This window comes from Hymenobacter humi (assembly GCF_042665855.1).
In the GTDB taxonomy this organism is placed as follows: Bacteria; Bacteroidota; Bacteroidia; order Cytophagales; family Hymenobacteraceae; genus Hymenobacter; species Hymenobacter humi.
Map to the genome: position 1 here is coordinate 1 of NZ_JBHTEK010000007.1, position 14,376 is coordinate 14,376.

The 14,376-nt window shown below is 63.2% G+C and carries 19 protein-coding genes and 1 pseudogene; 13 read left to right on the plus strand and 7 right to left on the minus strand.

What is annotated here, in order from left to right:
- The first annotated feature begins 205 nt into the window (after positions 1 to 205).
- On the plus strand, positions 206 to 676 hold the full coding sequence (locus ACFQT0_RS30790) for an alpha/beta fold hydrolase (protein ID WP_380207340.1): 471 nt from the start codon (positions 206 to 208) through the stop codon (positions 674 to 676).
- An 8-nt stretch (positions 677 to 684) separates the two neighbouring features.
- Positions 685 to 1,026, plus strand: coding sequence for an alpha/beta fold hydrolase (locus ACFQT0_RS30795; RefSeq protein WP_380207342.1), 342 nt, complete (start codon positions 685 to 687; stop codon positions 1,024 to 1,026).
- 176 nt (positions 1,027 to 1,202) lie between these two features.
- On the opposite strand, the gene ACFQT0_RS30800 is transcribed toward ACFQT0_RS30795, so the two are convergent.
- A complete protein-coding gene (locus ACFQT0_RS30800) occupies positions 1,203 to 1,712 on the minus strand; it encodes a hypothetical protein (protein ID WP_380207344.1) in 510 nt (169 codons plus the stop codon).
- Between the two features lie 452 nt (positions 1,713 to 2,164).
- Between ACFQT0_RS30800 and ACFQT0_RS30805 the strand changes: the two genes are divergently transcribed.
- The 6 genes from ACFQT0_RS30805 (at position 2,165) to ACFQT0_RS30830 (ending at position 6,106) form a co-directional block, all read left to right on the plus strand.
- Complete coding sequence (locus ACFQT0_RS30805; RefSeq protein WP_380207346.1) at positions 2,165 to 2,464, plus strand: hypothetical protein; 300 nt, start codon at positions 2,165 to 2,167, stop codon at positions 2,462 to 2,464.
- A 16-nt stretch (positions 2,465 to 2,480) separates the two neighbouring features.
- On the plus strand, positions 2,481 to 2,711 hold the full coding sequence (locus tag ACFQT0_RS30810) for a helix-turn-helix domain-containing protein (protein ID WP_380207347.1): 231 nt from the start codon (positions 2,481 to 2,483) through the stop codon (positions 2,709 to 2,711).
- Between the two features lie 125 nt (positions 2,712 to 2,836).
- Positions 2,837 to 4,690, plus strand: coding sequence for an ice-binding family protein (locus ACFQT0_RS30815; RefSeq protein WP_380207349.1), 1,854 nt, complete (start codon positions 2,837 to 2,839; stop codon positions 4,688 to 4,690).
- Positions 4,691 to 4,783: 93 nt separating this feature from the next.
- Positions 4,784 to 5,446, plus strand: coding sequence for a T9SS type A sorting domain-containing protein (locus tag ACFQT0_RS30820; protein ID WP_380207351.1), 663 nt, complete (start codon positions 4,784 to 4,786; stop codon positions 5,444 to 5,446).
- 180 nt (positions 5,447 to 5,626) lie between these two features.
- Complete coding sequence (locus ACFQT0_RS30825; protein ID WP_380207353.1) at positions 5,627 to 5,728, plus strand: PID-CTERM protein-sorting domain-containing protein; 102 nt, start codon at positions 5,627 to 5,629, stop codon at positions 5,726 to 5,728.
- A 240-nt stretch (positions 5,729 to 5,968) separates the two neighbouring features.
- Positions 5,969 to 6,106, plus strand: a complete 138-nt coding sequence (locus ACFQT0_RS30830) for a hypothetical protein (RefSeq protein WP_380207355.1) — start codon at positions 5,969 to 5,971, stop codon at positions 6,104 to 6,106.
- Between the two features lie 174 nt (positions 6,107 to 6,280).
- Here ACFQT0_RS30830 and ACFQT0_RS30835 read toward each other — a convergent pair whose 3' ends face one another.
- A complete protein-coding gene (locus tag ACFQT0_RS30835) occupies positions 6,281 to 6,586 on the minus strand; it encodes a hypothetical protein (RefSeq protein WP_380207357.1) in 306 nt (101 codons plus the stop codon).
- A 1,093-nt stretch (positions 6,587 to 7,679) separates the two neighbouring features.
- Between ACFQT0_RS30835 and ACFQT0_RS30840 the strand changes: the two genes are divergently transcribed.
- The gene (locus ACFQT0_RS30840) at positions 7,680 to 7,850 is read left to right on the plus strand and encodes a hypothetical protein (protein WP_380207359.1); all 171 of its coding nucleotides are present in this window, start codon (positions 7,680 to 7,682) and stop codon (positions 7,848 to 7,850) included.
- 502 nt (positions 7,851 to 8,352) lie between these two features.
- Positions 8,353 to 8,628 (plus strand): hypothetical protein, encoded by a 276-nt coding sequence (locus ACFQT0_RS30845; RefSeq protein ID WP_380207361.1) that lies wholly within the window; start codon positions 8,353 to 8,355, stop codon positions 8,626 to 8,628.
- A gap of 167 nt (positions 8,629 to 8,795) precedes the next feature.
- Here the strand turns inward: ACFQT0_RS30845 and ACFQT0_RS30850 are convergent, their stop codons facing one another.
- The gene (locus ACFQT0_RS30850; RefSeq protein WP_380207362.1) at positions 8,796 to 9,752 is read right to left on the minus strand and encodes a serine hydrolase domain-containing protein; all 957 of its coding nucleotides are present in this window, start codon (positions 9,750 to 9,752) and stop codon (positions 8,796 to 8,798) included.
- Between the two features lie 316 nt (positions 9,753 to 10,068).
- On the opposite strand from ACFQT0_RS30850, the gene ACFQT0_RS30855 reads away from it, so the two are divergent.
- The gene (locus ACFQT0_RS30855; RefSeq protein ID WP_380207364.1) at positions 10,069 to 10,308 is read left to right on the plus strand and encodes a hypothetical protein; all 240 of its coding nucleotides are present in this window, start codon (positions 10,069 to 10,071) and stop codon (positions 10,306 to 10,308) included.
- 402 nt (positions 10,309 to 10,710) lie between these two features.
- Here ACFQT0_RS30855 and ACFQT0_RS30860 read toward each other — a convergent pair whose 3' ends face one another.
- On the minus strand, positions 10,711 to 10,875 hold the full coding sequence (locus ACFQT0_RS30860; protein WP_380207366.1) for a hypothetical protein: 165 nt from the start codon (positions 10,873 to 10,875) through the stop codon (positions 10,711 to 10,713).
- Between the two features lie 225 nt (positions 10,876 to 11,100).
- Between ACFQT0_RS30860 and ACFQT0_RS30865 the strand changes: the two genes are divergently transcribed.
- The gene (locus ACFQT0_RS30865; RefSeq protein ID WP_380207368.1) at positions 11,101 to 11,310 is read left to right on the plus strand and encodes a hypothetical protein; all 210 of its coding nucleotides are present in this window, start codon (positions 11,101 to 11,103) and stop codon (positions 11,308 to 11,310) included.
- Positions 11,277 to 11,903: a phosphatase PAP2 family protein gene (locus tag ACFQT0_RS30870; protein WP_380207369.1), complete on the plus strand. Its 627-nt coding sequence runs from the start codon at positions 11,277 to 11,279 to the stop codon at positions 11,901 to 11,903. The genes ACFQT0_RS30865 and ACFQT0_RS30870 overlap by 34 nt, the downstream gene beginning before the upstream one ends.
- Positions 11,904 to 12,429: 526 nt before the next feature.
- Here ACFQT0_RS30870 and ACFQT0_RS30875 read toward each other — a convergent pair.
- The 3 genes and pseudogenes from ACFQT0_RS30875 to ACFQT0_RS30885 all read right to left on the minus strand — a co-directional run.
- Complete coding sequence (locus tag ACFQT0_RS30875) at positions 12,430 to 12,888, minus strand: hypothetical protein (RefSeq protein ID WP_380207371.1); 459 nt, start codon at positions 12,886 to 12,888, stop codon at positions 12,430 to 12,432.
- Positions 12,789 to 13,880, minus strand: a complete 1,092-nt coding sequence (locus ACFQT0_RS30880; protein ID WP_380207513.1) for an RCC1 domain-containing protein — start codon at positions 13,878 to 13,880, stop codon at positions 12,789 to 12,791. Before ACFQT0_RS30880 ends, ACFQT0_RS30875 begins: the two co-directional genes overlap by 100 nt.
- Positions 13,874 to 14,335 (minus strand): annotated as a pseudogene (locus tag ACFQT0_RS30885) (RCC1 domain-containing protein); the annotation flags it as partial. The gene ACFQT0_RS30880 and the pseudogene ACFQT0_RS30885, both read right to left, overlap by 7 nt.
- Positions 14,336 to 14,376: the final 41 nt, after the last annotated feature.

Here is a 14,376-nt window from a genome sequence, read left to right on the forward strand (position 1 = left end):
GCGGGAAGGCGAGCCAAGCCGCTGGCAGGGCTTAGCTCGCGTGCTCAAAACGCGGCGCTAAACGTAGCTTGCACCTTCGCTGGAAGGGGCGCTTTGCGGGGGAGCAAGAGGCTTCGTCTCTGGCAGCGCCCGCTCAGCTTCGTGTAAACGCGGGCCGGCTCGACGTCGGCGCCCCCACCAACGCCACCTGATTAGCTGCCTCGCGATGCGTCCCTACCTGCTGCTTTTGCTCATCCTCCTCTCGGGCCTACGCGCCGTGGGCCAGCCCGTGCCGTACGGCAATAACCCGGCCGCGGGCCATTACCAACTGGTGCGGGGAGTCAAGCTCTACTACGAAGTGTATGGCAAAGGCCAACCCCTGTTGCTGATTCACGGCAATGGCGGGAGCATCGAGAAGTTCAAGGCCAACATCCCCTACTTCGCCCAACGGTACCAGGTGATTGCCGTGGACAGCCGGGCGCACGGCAAGTCGGTGGACCCGGGCGACTCGCTCAGCTTTGAGATGATGGCCGATGACTTTGCCGGCCTGCTCACCGCGTTGCGCCTGGATTCGGTGAACGTGCTGGGCTGGAGTGATGGCGGCATCAACGCCCTGGCACTCGCACTCCGGCACCCCAAAAAGTGCGGCGCCTGGCGTCCACGGGGGCCAACCTGTCGCCCGACTCCGCGGCCCTAGTACCGGCGGTGTGGAAACAGCAACAGGTAGTCTACCAGGCGAATAAAGGCAAGGCCTTTCCCGACCCGGTGCAGCGCAATAAATGGAAGGTATTTAAACTGGATGTGTTGCAGCCCAACATTCCGCTGGCGACGCTGCGGCAGATTACGGCCCCCGCCTTCATCATCGCCGGCGACCGGGACATCATCACGCACGCCCATACGGTGGCCATCTACCGCCACCTGCGCCGCGCCTGGCTGTGGATAGTGCCCAACAGCGGCCACGCCACGCTCCGGGAGCATGCCGACGAGTTCAACCAAAAGGTGGACGAGTTCTTTCAGGCGAAAGCGATACCGGCCCTGGCGCACTGACGACGGGCGTGCTCCGCGCCGGGTGTGAGGTGACCTGGTGAGAAAGGGTGGACCAAAAGCAAGTCGTGTGCGGTGCGCTACCCTTCTTACTCAAGAGTAGCAAGGAATACCTGTTGCGCTATCCGTTCAAGAAAACGGTAGCGAAGTAAACTAGGCCCGTTCAATTGAAGGAGCGTTTACAAAGTGTTCTTCTTGAAATCCTTTCGAAGGGCAGCCATTTTTAACCTTTTGTAAGCCCGCAGATACCGCCAATCGTTGCGGTTGTCATACATCAGCTGCACGTGGTAGTAGTTCACGTGTTCGGCTACGCCAAACAGGTAAGCGAACAGCGCCCACTCCGTGTGGGTTTGCGCGGCCCAAGTGTGCGCAAACCGGGCGTTCAACAGCATTACCAGCACGGGGTAGGCCACGATAACGCACACGTTCACCCATTGGAAGCCGTGGAAGTGCCGCAGGATGCGTTCGGGTCGACGGCGTTCCCCTTGCACCGTGGCCAGTTTTTGGCGCCAGTAATAAGTGCCTTGCGCCAGCACCAGCAGCACCAAGCCGATGCCGTACGTCAACAACAGCGTGGGCCGCCACCCGTACTTGACGTTGAGAAATAGGCCAAACAGCGAAAGCCAGACGACGTGGAAGCGCTCCAGTTTGTAATACTCCGTCAGGCGCTTAATCAACTGGTCTTTCATCCCGCGAAGATGAACCGCGCGGACCCAACAGGTGGCCGTTGCTGGCACGAATCAACGACAGGAGGCATTTCTACCCCGGTAACGGACCGTTCACCTAAACGGTCCGAAAAGCGAAAGGAGCAATCAGGCCTTTTGATTTCATAGAGAGCGGTTTGGCATTATGCTGGAGTAGAAAATACCAGAAACAAGAAGCAACTCGAAGCTCCTTCTGCCCCTGCCGCTTATCTATTATCTTATTAGCCGCAATGGCACCGGGTTGGCTTGGGCAATTGGTGCTTAAGATGTTTCAGGCGGTGCCGCTGAGTAGTACGTGCCAAGGGCCGGCAACGCCAAGGTGGCAAAACACGTTGGGAATAAACTCTTTGCTATCTGACCCGTAGGCGGCTCTGCCTACCCCTGTGGCCGGGTGTTTCGGGCGAAGCAGTGCCGCTTCCGGCGCCCATACAGTCCCCATGAAACTTTACATCAAATACATGGTCAGCGTGCGCTGCAAGCTGGACGTGCAAGCCAAGCTTGACAAGCTCGGGCTGCATTACGGTCAGGTGGACTTAGGCGAAGTCGAGTTCAAGCAAGACATCACGGCGGAGCAGCACGCCCAATTGCAGCGCGAATTAGAAGACCTGGGCGTGGAGCTGCTGGATAAGGGCAAGGGTGAGTTGATTGAGCAAGTGCAAGCCCTCATTATCCAACTGGTGCACCATGCCGATGCGCTGCCGAAAATAAAAACTCCGACTACATCAGCCAGCAGCTGAAGCGGGATATAGCCAGGTGGCCACCTTGTTTTCGGAATCTACCGGCGTCACCATTGAGCGCAGCATCATCCGGCACAAGATGGAACGGGTGAAAGAATTGCTGCTGTACGACGAGTTGAGCCTGACTGAAATTGCTGCGAAGATGAACTACAGCAGCGTAGCGCACCTCTCCGGCCAATTCAAAAAAGAAACCGGGCTGACGCCGACCTTCTTCAAGCAACTTAAGCACAAGAAGCGGCCGGTATAAGGTATTGCGAATGATGTAAATCATTTCGGAAATTGTGTAAGACGAACGGGGTGTAGGAAGAGGAGCTTTGCAGTATGCAAATCCATTTATCCTTCAATTCCGCCGTATGACAAATCGCTTACTTTTTGCTATCCGTTGCCGCGCTGCTGGGCTCCCCGAAGACAAGTAGTGGGCAGGTTGCCCCGGCTCTAGGGGCCGCTTCCAGCTTTGCATTATTTACGGCGGTTGGCGCCGTCGAAAATTCCGGCCCCACCATCATCAACGGCGACATTGGCACCAATGCCGGCGCCTTCAACGGTTTTCCGCTCGGCGTGGTGAACGGCAACATTCACGTGGCCGACGCTTATGCGACGCAAGCCGCCACGGATGTGCAAACGGCCTACGGCTACATGTCGACCATTCCGTGCGTAACGCCGGTGGCCGTATACGGCGGAACCCCGGCCGTCACGATGGGTCCCGGCTCCTACTGCGTGGGCGGGGCGAGCACCCTGGCCGGCACCCTGATTCTGGACGGCGGCGGCGACCCAAACGCGAAGTTCTTCCTTCGGGTAACCGGGGCCTTGACCACGGGCGAAAATTCCCTCGTGTTGACGCAAAACGGTGCTACTCCCAGCAATGTGTACTGGCAGATAGGCGGGCAGGTCACGTTGGGCCGAAATTCGGTGATGCGGGGTACGCTGCTCGTGAACGGCGCCATCAACATGATTGCCGGCGCTTCGCTGATAGGCCGGGGCCTTTCGCGCGAGGGTGCCATTACGATTGACACAAATACGGCCAGCCTGCCGAGCTTTGTTGTAGCGCCAGTAGTGACATCAACCGTTTGGTTGGGCAACCGCACCACCGATTGGTTTACGGCCACGAACTGGTCGGCCGGCGTGCCCAGCAGCACCTTGGATGCTGGTATTCCCTCCAACACGTCGCCCTACCCGCTGATTGCCGCTGGCAACGCGGCCGCCAATAACCTAACCATTGGCACCGGCGCCAGCCTCACACAAAGCGGCGGCACCCTCGACTTGAAAGGCAACCTGAGCAACAGCGGCACCATCAGCGCCACCGCTGGTACTATGAGCCTGAGCAACGGTACCGCAACGCAAATCCTTGGCGGGAGCGGCATCACCCAGTTGTGGAGCCTGACCATTGCCAACGCCAACGGCGCCATCCAAAGCGGTGCCGTGCGCATCCACGGTGTATTGGCCCCGGCCAGCGGCAACCTTTCCACCAACGGCCAGACGCTAACGCTGCTCTCCGATGCGGCCGGTACGGCCCTGGTGAACAACAACGGCACGGGCGTAGTAAACGGCACTGCCACCGTACAGCGCTACATCGCCTCGACCAACAGCGGCTTGGGCTACCGCCACTACAGCGCCCCGGTTTCGGGTAGCACGGTGGGCGACCTGGCCACGGCCGGCTTCACGCCTGAAATCAGCCAGGGCAGCGTTTACAACACTTCGGCCACGCCGGGCTTCACCACCCCGTTCCCCACCGTATTTGCCTACGACCAAAGCCGCCTGGCTACGGTTACCAACAATTATTCGGCTTTCGACAAAGGGTTCGTGGTTCCAGCCAGCTTGGCTTCTCCGCTGGCCGTGGGCCGGGGCTACGCGGTCAACATCAGCGCTTCGCCGCTGGTTGATTTTGTAGGCCAGCTCACCAACGGCAACCAGAGCCTGAACCTGAGCCGCAACGCGGCCGCCTCGGCCAACGCCGCCGACGCCGGCTGGCAGCTGGTCGGCAATCCTTACCCCGCGCCGCTCGACTATAGCTTAGTAGCTGAAGGCGACCGCACGGGTCTGGACGCTGCCATCTCCGTTTACGCTAGCTCCGGCCCCTATGCCGGCCAGTACCGCGCTTACCTGCCCCCGTGGGTACCAACCCTGGCATCGGCAACCCCGTGCTGCCGGTTGCCCAGGGTTTCTTTGCCCACGTCAGCAGCGGCCAGACTGCGGCCTCGCTCACCTTCCGCAACAGCCAGCGCCTGACTACGCCTAACAGCACCGCATTTCAGCGCTCCACAACCGACAGCCGGCCCGTGGTGCAGCTCGAGCCTGCGTGCCGGTAATGGGACCGCCGACATGCTCTATGCCTATGCCCAGACCAGCGCCACCTCCGGATTCGATGCGCTCTATGACGCCCTGAAACTGACCAACCCGTCGGGCCTGAACTTGGCCAGCGTAGCCGCCACCAGCGAAGCCTTGGCCATTGATGGCCGCCCGGCCTTCACTGCTTCCACCGTGCTCCCGCTGACCGTGGGCGTGCCCGCGGCCGGCACCTACACGCTGGCTGCCGCCACCATCGTCAACCTGCCCGCCAGCCTCGATGCCCTGCTCACCGATGCCGCCACGGGCCAAACCGTGAACCTGCGTTTGCAGCCGGCTTACTCGTTCAGCGTAACTAGCGCCCAAGCCGCCGCTTCGATGACGGGCCGTTTCACGCTGCACTTTGCTGCCCGCACCGCCCTCGCCAATGCCCAGGCCCTAACGGCCGCCGAGGTGACGCTCTACCCCAACCCGGCCCACAACGCCTTCACCGTTCAAGTGCCGGCCATAGACGGGGCCACGCAAGTGCACGCCGACCTGCTCAACTCGTTGGGCCAGGTAATGCGCCGCCAGAATACTGCTTTGTCTGCCGCGGGTGCCCGCCTCGCCGTGGACGCTACCGGCCTGGCCGCTGGGGTCTACACCCTGCGCCTGCAGGTAGGAGCTACCACGTTGGCCAAGCGCGTCGTGATTCAATAAATTATACAGAGCCGGCCCCTGTACGGGGCCGGTTCTGTATTGCTCTTAAAGTACCCAATTCTATGAAATCCTTTTTTCTTCCGCCATAGGCTTGCTGGCCTTATCTGTGCTGACCAGCCTGCCGGCGTTGGCCCAGGCTCGGGCGGCCCGGCGCCCGCCACCCCGCTTGACCCGACAGCGGTGCCCATCGATGGCGGCGTTTCGCTGCTGCTGGCTGGCGGTGTCGCTTTCGGTATCAAGCAGCTCCGCGCGCGCCGCCTAGCGCGCCGGTCCACCAAATAAGCGCTCATACAGCATTGCCGTCGGCGGCAGGTATCCTTCCGCTGGCTGCAACTGGTGACCGGGCCATTCACATGTAAAGCCCTGCCCTGCGTCAGAAAATAAAAGAGGCGGAAGCTCCAGTAGCTTCTGCCTCTTTTTGCGTTGCACCAACGGCCTAAAAGGTTAGGGGTATTATAGTCTAAACAGTCATGAGGTGGTCTAGGCAAGGAGGACAGAAGAAGGACGTCTATTTCTTCTGTGATGGCAGCAAAATCAAGCGGATCGTCGCCCAACCAACGGCGTAAATACGACGAGGCGTTTAAGGCGGAGGCCTGGCGCCTGGCCTCGGAAAGCCGCGGCACGCAGGCCGCCGCGCAGCAGTTGGGTCGTACCCGGTAGGGCATCCGCCCTAAGCGGCTCCACCGCTGGCAGCAGGCGCAGCTCGTGGCCGAAGTGGGCAGCGAAGCAGTGGCGCGCGACCCGGAGGTGCGCGCCCTGCGGGCCCGCCAACAAGCGGCTGGCGCAGGAGCTTGACATTTTAAATAAAATCCTAGTTCTGCCTGCCGTGCATGCTCAGCGGCTGCTCGAAGAACTAATTAGCTCCCCCGCAAACGCGCCGGTGGGCTTGGCGTCGCTGCTTTTCTGGCTGGGCCAATAGCCCTGGTGCAAGGCTCTAATAAAAAACACAATGGGCTGCAGCGGGGAGGCGTCGCCCAGGGCGTTGAGCAGGAACTCTCCCTCCTTGGCCGTCAGGGAAACCGAGTCCACGCATCGTCCTGCGCGCATGATCACCAGGTCCCAGGGGTAAACCGATTGCACCAGTAACGCGGTGTAGTCCCGGCTCAGGTAGGCCTCTAATTTTTGCAGGGTCTTGTGCATAATCAGCGAAATATAACGTTTGCCATATAGTTACACTGCCCTAAATGTAACTATTTTCTGTTCACCTATTTTAACATTCGCTTTGAATGAACTAAAAAAAGCCCATTCCTTTCAGAACGAGCATGTTTTTTCTTAGAAACCCTGTGCTTTGCTTCAACGAGCCATAGGACGGAAAGGGTAGCCCCTGGACGGCGAACCGGAGCCCTTCCCGTTTGGCGCCTCCGGGTGGCCATTTCCCTCCGTACCAGGGGTGGGAACGTTTTCGCCCGGCGCACCGCGATGGGAGAGGTCGGAAGCGCCCGAAGGGTTAACGTTTAGCGACGAAGGGGCGTGCGATTCCCGCGCAGGGGCGGCTGGGGCGACTCGTGTGCGCCCATGAGACCGGCCTTCCCAACCGCCGCGGTTCGGGCCACGGGCCACCAGCGACTCGGAGTACCCCGCCCGGTGCCGGCCCCCGGCCTGGGCGTCCGGGTCCGTTGCCCGACGCACGCGCTGGCCAACGTCGGCACACAACGGCCTGCCAATGGGGCAGGTACAGGCCCATCGCGGGGAAGCAAACGGAAAAAGGCCACCGCCTTAAACGACGGAGCGGAACAATAGGTAGCGCATTCCGATAGTTACGTTCAATTTGTATCGTCTGGAATAGCGAATACAAGAACGCCACGACCAGAGCGGCCGTGGCGTTCTTGTATTCTCCCGGTGGCGGGGCCCCGGCGTCGGAGGGCAAGCGGTTCGCCCAGAAGTCCATCGCTGGTCTCCAAGGGGTCGCGCTGGGGGAGGTGAAAAAAGAGGAAAAGGGTAAACGATACGCCAACTTATACAGACGGAATGGTAATTGCAAGCAATACTATAATTATTTAATTAAATTATTATATAATGATGAGCTTGTCGTAACCTCCCGGGACCGGCGGCAGGCCTGGGCCCGGCGGAGCCGCGAAATCAGGACCACTGGGCCGCGGGCGGATTATTTATTAACGAAAGAGCAGGGATATGCTTAAATAAACCCTATCTTTTGTTTTTAAACTGCCATGAACAACGCCCTGCAGCGCTTGGCCGCTTTTCGGCATGCCGAGTATCAAGCCCTGGTGGTCCAGTGTGGCCCCCGGAAGAACTGGCCGTGCTCCAAGGCGGGCGGTGCGTGGCCACCGTCCCGTTGCGTCCCGGCGAATGGGAAGCCATTCGCCGGGCCCTGCCCGCGCCGCACCACCTGCAGTCGCTGGAGGCATTCCGCCGGGCCTTGCAGGGCCCGCCGGCGCGGTCGTAGCGGGCGGGCAGGGCCGCGCCACCCGTCGGACGAGGGCGGCGCACGCAGCGGAGCACGGCCCGCCCGGAATGGTTGAAATACGACCCTTAGGCGCAATAGTAAAGAGGAACACGGCCTTGCAGCGCCTCGAACTTTTCCCAGGCCCCGCTACCCGGGCCTGCTCGTCCGGTCCGGGGAGCCGTGGGCGATTGCCGTCCTGCGGGGCGGGCAGTCCGTGGCCTCGGTCCCGCTGCCGCTCGCCGAGCGGCAGGACCTCACCCCGCCTTGAGCGGGTCCGAACAGCGGCGGCCGTTGGGGTACTTCCGGCTGGCCTTGCGGCAAGCACGGTGGGCCACGGGCCACCCGGCGGGGGGCGTGCGTCGACTGATCCGCCTAGCGCCTGATCACCAAGGTCGGGGCCGTACAGCCGGCGTGTGTAAACATAGTAGAATGATAATGCTCCAACTCGAAGCCATTTCAGCGACTCGAAGCCTTCCACGGCCAGTCCTACACCGGCCTGCTGGTGCAGTCGGTGCACCCCTGGGTGCTGGTCGTGCTGCGCGACGGGCAGTGCGTGGCCTCGGTGGCGCTCGCGCCCGCCGGCGCGGCCGGCTTGCACGAGCGGTTTCACGGCCTGACCCAAGCGTTGGCCAACCTGGACGCCGGGCGGCACCCGGGCCTGCCCGTGGTGCGGGAACGGCTGCAGGCCCGGGCCCGCCAGCGGGAGCAGGTGCCCGTCGCCGAGCTGCACGCCCGCTTGGTGCGCGTGCTGCACACGACCCTGCGCCAGCTCCGCTAGGGCATCTGGCCCCGCCGGGCATCCAAAAGGCGTAGGGGATGGCCCCGGTGGGCTAGCCGGTACCCAGCAAGAATGAATCCACCTGGTCTAAGTACCGTTCGTCCTTCAGCCCGGTGCGGTTCATCAGCAGCACGCTGCCCTTTTTTAGAGCCGGGTAGAGACGTAATTCACAGTAATACCCGCCGCCGCCGCCCGCATGGGCCACGTAGTCGGTCCCTTGCAGGCTGGCCCCGAAACCACGCCAGGCACATCCCGGTGGGACGGTGGTCATTGGTGCGGTTTTCGGCAAAGAGCTGCTGTTTGTACTCGTCCGAAAGCAGGACCGAATGGCTGGTGAGCAGCGCTTGCAGGTACCGGACAAAGGCGGGGGCGGTGCCGATCAAACCGCCATACGACGCGCCGTTGACGTACACCGTTTTGAACGGCTTCCACATCCCTTCCGCCGGGTTCATGTATTTGTCCTTGTCCAGCAGCCATCCCAGGAGTAGGTAGGAGAAACTCGTGCGCTTGTGGTAGCCCTTGGCGTGGCAGCGGGCGTCTGCCACGGCAAAACCCAACTCGCGGGCGGTGAGCTGCAGCGGGGCGAGAATGTGCTGGCGCACGTAGTCCTCGTAGCGCAGGCCCGACACGTGCTCGATGACTTGCCCCAGCAGCACGTAGCCCAGGTTGGAGTACGCAAAGCGCTGGTTTGGCGGAGTCCGGGGCGTGGGGTGCTGGCGAAAAATCCGCTGGAAAAAGGCCCGGCTGTCAAAGGTCGGGTGTTCGCTGGCCAGGTGGATCCACCCCAGCGGCAGCGGATTGGGAAGGCCGGCCGTGTGCGTGAGCAGGTGCCGGACCGTGATGTCCAGCCCGTAGGGAAAGTCGGGCAAATAGGACAAGGCGGGCTGGTCCAGGGCCAGCCGGTGCTGTTCGGCCAATTGCAGGAGGGCCAACGCCGTGAAGGTCTTGGTGACCGAGTACGCCTGGTAGGTGGTTTGCGCGGTCGTTCCGCGGCGGTGCAGGACATCCGCATACCCAAGCTGCGTGTGTTGAATAGTGCGGTCCTGGTCGAAAAACACGTACTGCACCGAGGGCGTCTGGCGCCCTTCCACGAGTCGCGCCAGCAAGCGTTCTGTTTCGTTCATCGCGGGGGGCAAGGGGTTGCCTAAGGTAACACCGAAGTGATCTCCATTTCCGGCCCCGGTGCCCGGCCCGCACGCCGGCCGGGGAACGCCATCACGCGCAACTCCTGGGGCTGGCCCAATGCCGAGGCGTACTTGGGTGGAGGGGAAGCCGGGCGCCGGGCTTGGCGCCGCCCGCGACCCTTCGCGCCGGCCAGGGCCCGCATCAGCCTTCTCGTGACCAAGGCCGCTAGCGGAGCTACGGGAAAAGCACGGCGCCCGCGTACCCCGCCGGCCCAACTGGGCCATAACGCCCGGGCCGTTCGTGCGTTCACTGTACATGAGCAGTGCCTTGTCCCAACTGGAGGCCTTTGAGGACGATGACTTCGAAGGACGGCTCGTCCGCCGCGCCAACCCGTGGAAAATTGCGGTGGTGTTGAACGGCTATTCCGTGGCCTGGATTGCGCTGACGCCCGCCGAGGGCGCGTACCTCACGCACGTGCTGAAGCACCCCGAGCAACTCCGGCCCTTGGTGTACTTCCGCCTAGCCTTGCAGCAAGGCACCTGGTCGCCCAATTGACCCCAGGGCGGGTGGTTCGCCCGCGGCCGGCCCGGCGTCCACCAGTTGGCGGCCGCGTCGGGTGGGCTCGCCAACGCGCCCGTGGAGGGGGGGAGGGGGCCCGTACCGGCGAACAATACCCTTCGGATGAAAGGAGCCGACTGGCTCCGATTCGGCTCACCCGGAAAGGAGTTACTTAGATTCGGGCCCGTTTGGGGAGCGCACGGGGAGTGTTGGGGCCACTCATTGGCGCCTGGGGCAGGCGCGCTACTTCGCGCTGCAACTGCCGAAAATGGGCTTGGTGCTCGGCCTGTTTGCGCAACTGACAGGCTTCGCACGCGATATCGAACGCGGTTTTCATGAGGATGGTTAAATTATTTATGCAAATCGGTGCTGGGTCAGGGAATAAGTGAGGTGGTATAGCTACGCCGGACAGCGTTGGGACCTGGGTTGCAGGTGGCTTTCGACGTGGTTGGGCGCCCGATCGCCGCGGGCGGAATCACGTCGTTCGGCATGGTAGTAGGCGATGTCATGACTGATTTCCAGTCCCGCTTCCGCGAGGTTGGCGAAGCGGCCGCCGTTGAGCACTTCGGTTTTGAGCCGACGCCAACACGATTCGTCGGGGGGCGTACCCGGTCGGGCGTTATCGTAGCCGTTGCCAGACGCGGCGGGCCCTCGTCTTGGCCAAGCGGGAACAGTTGCGCCAAGCCCCCGTGTTGCAGGACGACGGGGCGCTAAAGCCAGGAACCGCCACACCCGGCGCGTGCCGGTTCCCGGCCCCGTTTCTTTTCGCTATCCTTCTTCGCCATTACCATGCGCATGGGGCGTTCTTTCTTTCCGCAGTTGCTGGTGGGCGGGCTGCTCGTGGCCTCGGTTCCCGGTCGGGCCCAGCAACCTGTGGCCGCTGACTCGGGGCTTTTCCCGCCCGGCCGACGCTGCTTCGCCGCCGGGCGGGCGGGGTCCTTCAACCGGCGGGACGGCGGGTACTGGTGCCGGTGCTGCTGCTGGGTGCCGGCGCGCTGACCACCCACCGGGTGGCCCTCGTTGAATCCGATGAGGAACTGCGCGAAGAGCTGCGGGAGCACCTCCAGCCGTTCCGCACCTCCGTCGACGACCAGCTGCGCCACGTGCCCGCCTACGCGGCCGTTGGCCTCAGCCTGATGGGCGTCACGGGCACGCACAGCCCCGGCAACCAGGCGTTGCTCTTTGCCCTGACCTACACCCTTAACAACGCGCTGACCAGCAACCTAAAGCGGCTCACGCACGTCGAGCGGCCCCAGGGCAACAGCTTTGATTCCTTTCCCAGCCAGCACACGAGCGCCGCCTTTTCCGCCGCCCGCTTGTTGGACCGGGAGTACGGGGAACGTAGCGTCTGGTATAGCGTCGGAGGCTACGCCGTGGCGACGGGGGTCGCCACCCTGCGCGTGGCGAAGGACAACCACTGGTGCTCCGATGTGTTGGCGGGGGCGGGCGTGGGCCTGCTCTCGACGGAGCTCGCGTACTGGGTGTATCCTTATATGCAGCGCGTCCTGGTCAAAGGCCTGCCGAACCGGGCCGTCGTGCTGCCTTATTACCAAAGCGGCACCGCCGGATTTTCCGTCGTGGTGATCCTGTAAGCGGCCGTTGCGCGATGCCCTCTCGCAAGGCGGGCCAGATGCGTCAAGTCACTTTGGCAGGAGTACTGGCAGGCGTTACCTTTTTAGGTACGATAAGCTTTCCTTATCCCTAGGTTGGGGGTTAATAGAGCGACATTACTTTCAAATGATAGGGCCTGATAACGTTGACTTATCTGCCTTTCATTAAGCGTTGCCGTGGTTCAAAAAGCCACGCCTTGCTGGCCCCAACCAATTGGTGGGAGATGAGCAGGTAGAAGGGGGCCAGAAAGTGGAACCAGTTATGCATCGTGATGGCCCCACCTTGTTGACCTATCCGGTACTGCAAGCAGCAGGGCCAATGACTGATAGGCCGACCTGGGATAAACCAGGTAATGGCTCACTGAAAAGCTGGCTATTGCGTAATCTTCAGAGCGAGTTCGGCCTATCTGGAAATCCTGTTAATGACCGATCAGTTGACGTATGGGAAGTATTTATAGCCAAGTTGAGAACGATAACCAGTTCGTCGTTTAACCTTCGCACCAAACTTTTAACCGAGGCCAACAATCCTCGCGCGGCCCTTCCGGCGCCCCGGCCAGAGCGGGGCACCGGAGCGCTTGCCAGGCCGGTGCACCGGGCTATTCGACCACGAGGCGGGCCGTGCGAGGGGCTGGCCGGGCGCGCCGGCCCGCAGCAGGTACAGGCCCGGGGCCAGCCCCGACAGGGAAAGGGAAGCGCCGGTGCCGGTGCGCACGGCGCGCCCCTGCGCGTCGAGCAGCTGCAGCGCGGCCACTGCGCCCAACCCCGGCAGCTGTACCCGGCCGCGGGCCGGATTGGGCACGAGCTGCAAGGTCCCGGCCGCGCCAGCCGCGGGCACAAACACCACGGGCGAGTACGCCACCGCGCCGTCTACGTCGCGTTGCGCCAGGCGGTAGTACGCGGCGTTCGGGGCGGGCTCGGCGGTAAAAGCGTAGGCGCGGGGGGCGCTGCTCGTGCCGTGGCCGGCCACGGTGCCCAGGGCGGCAAACTGGCGCCCGTCGGGGAGTGCTCGATGGTGAAACCGGCGTTGTTCTGCTCCGAAGCCGTGCGCCAGGCCAGGGCCACGGTGCGCGGGCCCGTGCGGCGGGCGGTAAAGCTGACCAACTCTACGGGTAATGGACCGCTTGCCGTGAAGATGAGCAAGGGCACCGCGCTCTGCCAAGGGATGCCGAGTTGACCGGAGCCCTGGCTGCCCCAAGCCCAGAGGGTGCCGTCCGTGCGCACGGCCAAGCCGTGACCGTCCCCCGCGCTGGCGCTTTGCCAGGTGGTGCCCGTGCCGATTTGCACCGGGGCTAAGCGGTTGGTCAACGTGCCGTCGCCGAGCTGGGCCTGGGTGTTCAGCCCCCAGGCCCAGAGCGTGCCATCGGTGCGCACGGCCAGGCTTTGTCCGTAGTTCGCCTCAATGCGCTGCCAGGTTGCATCGGTGCCGATTTGGACCAGGGCGGTGCGCACCGTCGTGGTGCCGTCGCCGAGCATGCCGTAGTCGTTGTTGCCCCCGGCCCAGAGCGTGCCGTCGGTGCGCACGGCCAGGCTGTACGAGAGCCCCACCCCGCTGCTCTGCCACGTGGTGGCCGTGCCGACTTGCGTGGGAACGTAACGCGGGCTGAAAGGGGCGGGCCCGAGCTGGCCGTAGTTGTTGTTGCCCCAGCCCCAGAGCGTGCCGTCGGTGCGCACCGCTAGGCTGTGGTCGCGGCCGGCGCTGACGCTCTGCCAGGTTGTGGCCGTGCCCAGTTGCACCGGAGCGTAAAACGTGCTGTTGCTGCCGCCAAAACCGGCCCCGACCTGCCCGACGTAGTTAGCCCCCCAGGCCCAGAGGGTGCCGTCCGTGCGCACGGCCACGCTGTGGAGCCATCCGGCGGCCACGCTCCGCCAGTTCGTGCCCGTGCCGATTTGCACCGGGGCGGTGCGCTGCGTGTTGGTGCCGTCCCCGAGCCGGCCGGCGCTTCCTCGCCCCAGGCCCAGAGCGTGCCGTCCGTGCGCACCGCCAGGCTGTGGATGTCACCGGCGGCCACGCTCTGCCAGTTCGTGGCCGTGCCGATTTGCACCGGGGTTGAACGGTTGGTCAACGTGCCGTCGCCGAGCTGACCATACTCGTTAGACCCCCAGGCCCAGAGCGTGCCGTCGGTGCGCACCGCCAGGCTGTGGTATTGCCCGGCACTAATGCTTTGCCACGTGGTGGCCGTGCCGACCTGCTTCGGGAGCAGCTGCGGGTTGGTGGATAAGGTGCGGCTGCCGACTTGGCCGCTCCGGTTGGTACCCCAGGCCCAGAGCGTGCCGTCGGTGCGCTCGGCCACGCTGTGGATTCCTCCGGCGCTGGCACTTTGCCAGGTGGTGGCCGTGCCGATTTGCACGGGGGCGTTGCGTGGCAGGTTGGTGCCATCGCCGAGTTGGTTGTTGCCGTTGGCCCCCAGGCCCAGAGCGTGCCGTCGGTGCGCACGGCCAGGCTGTAGTCGCTGCC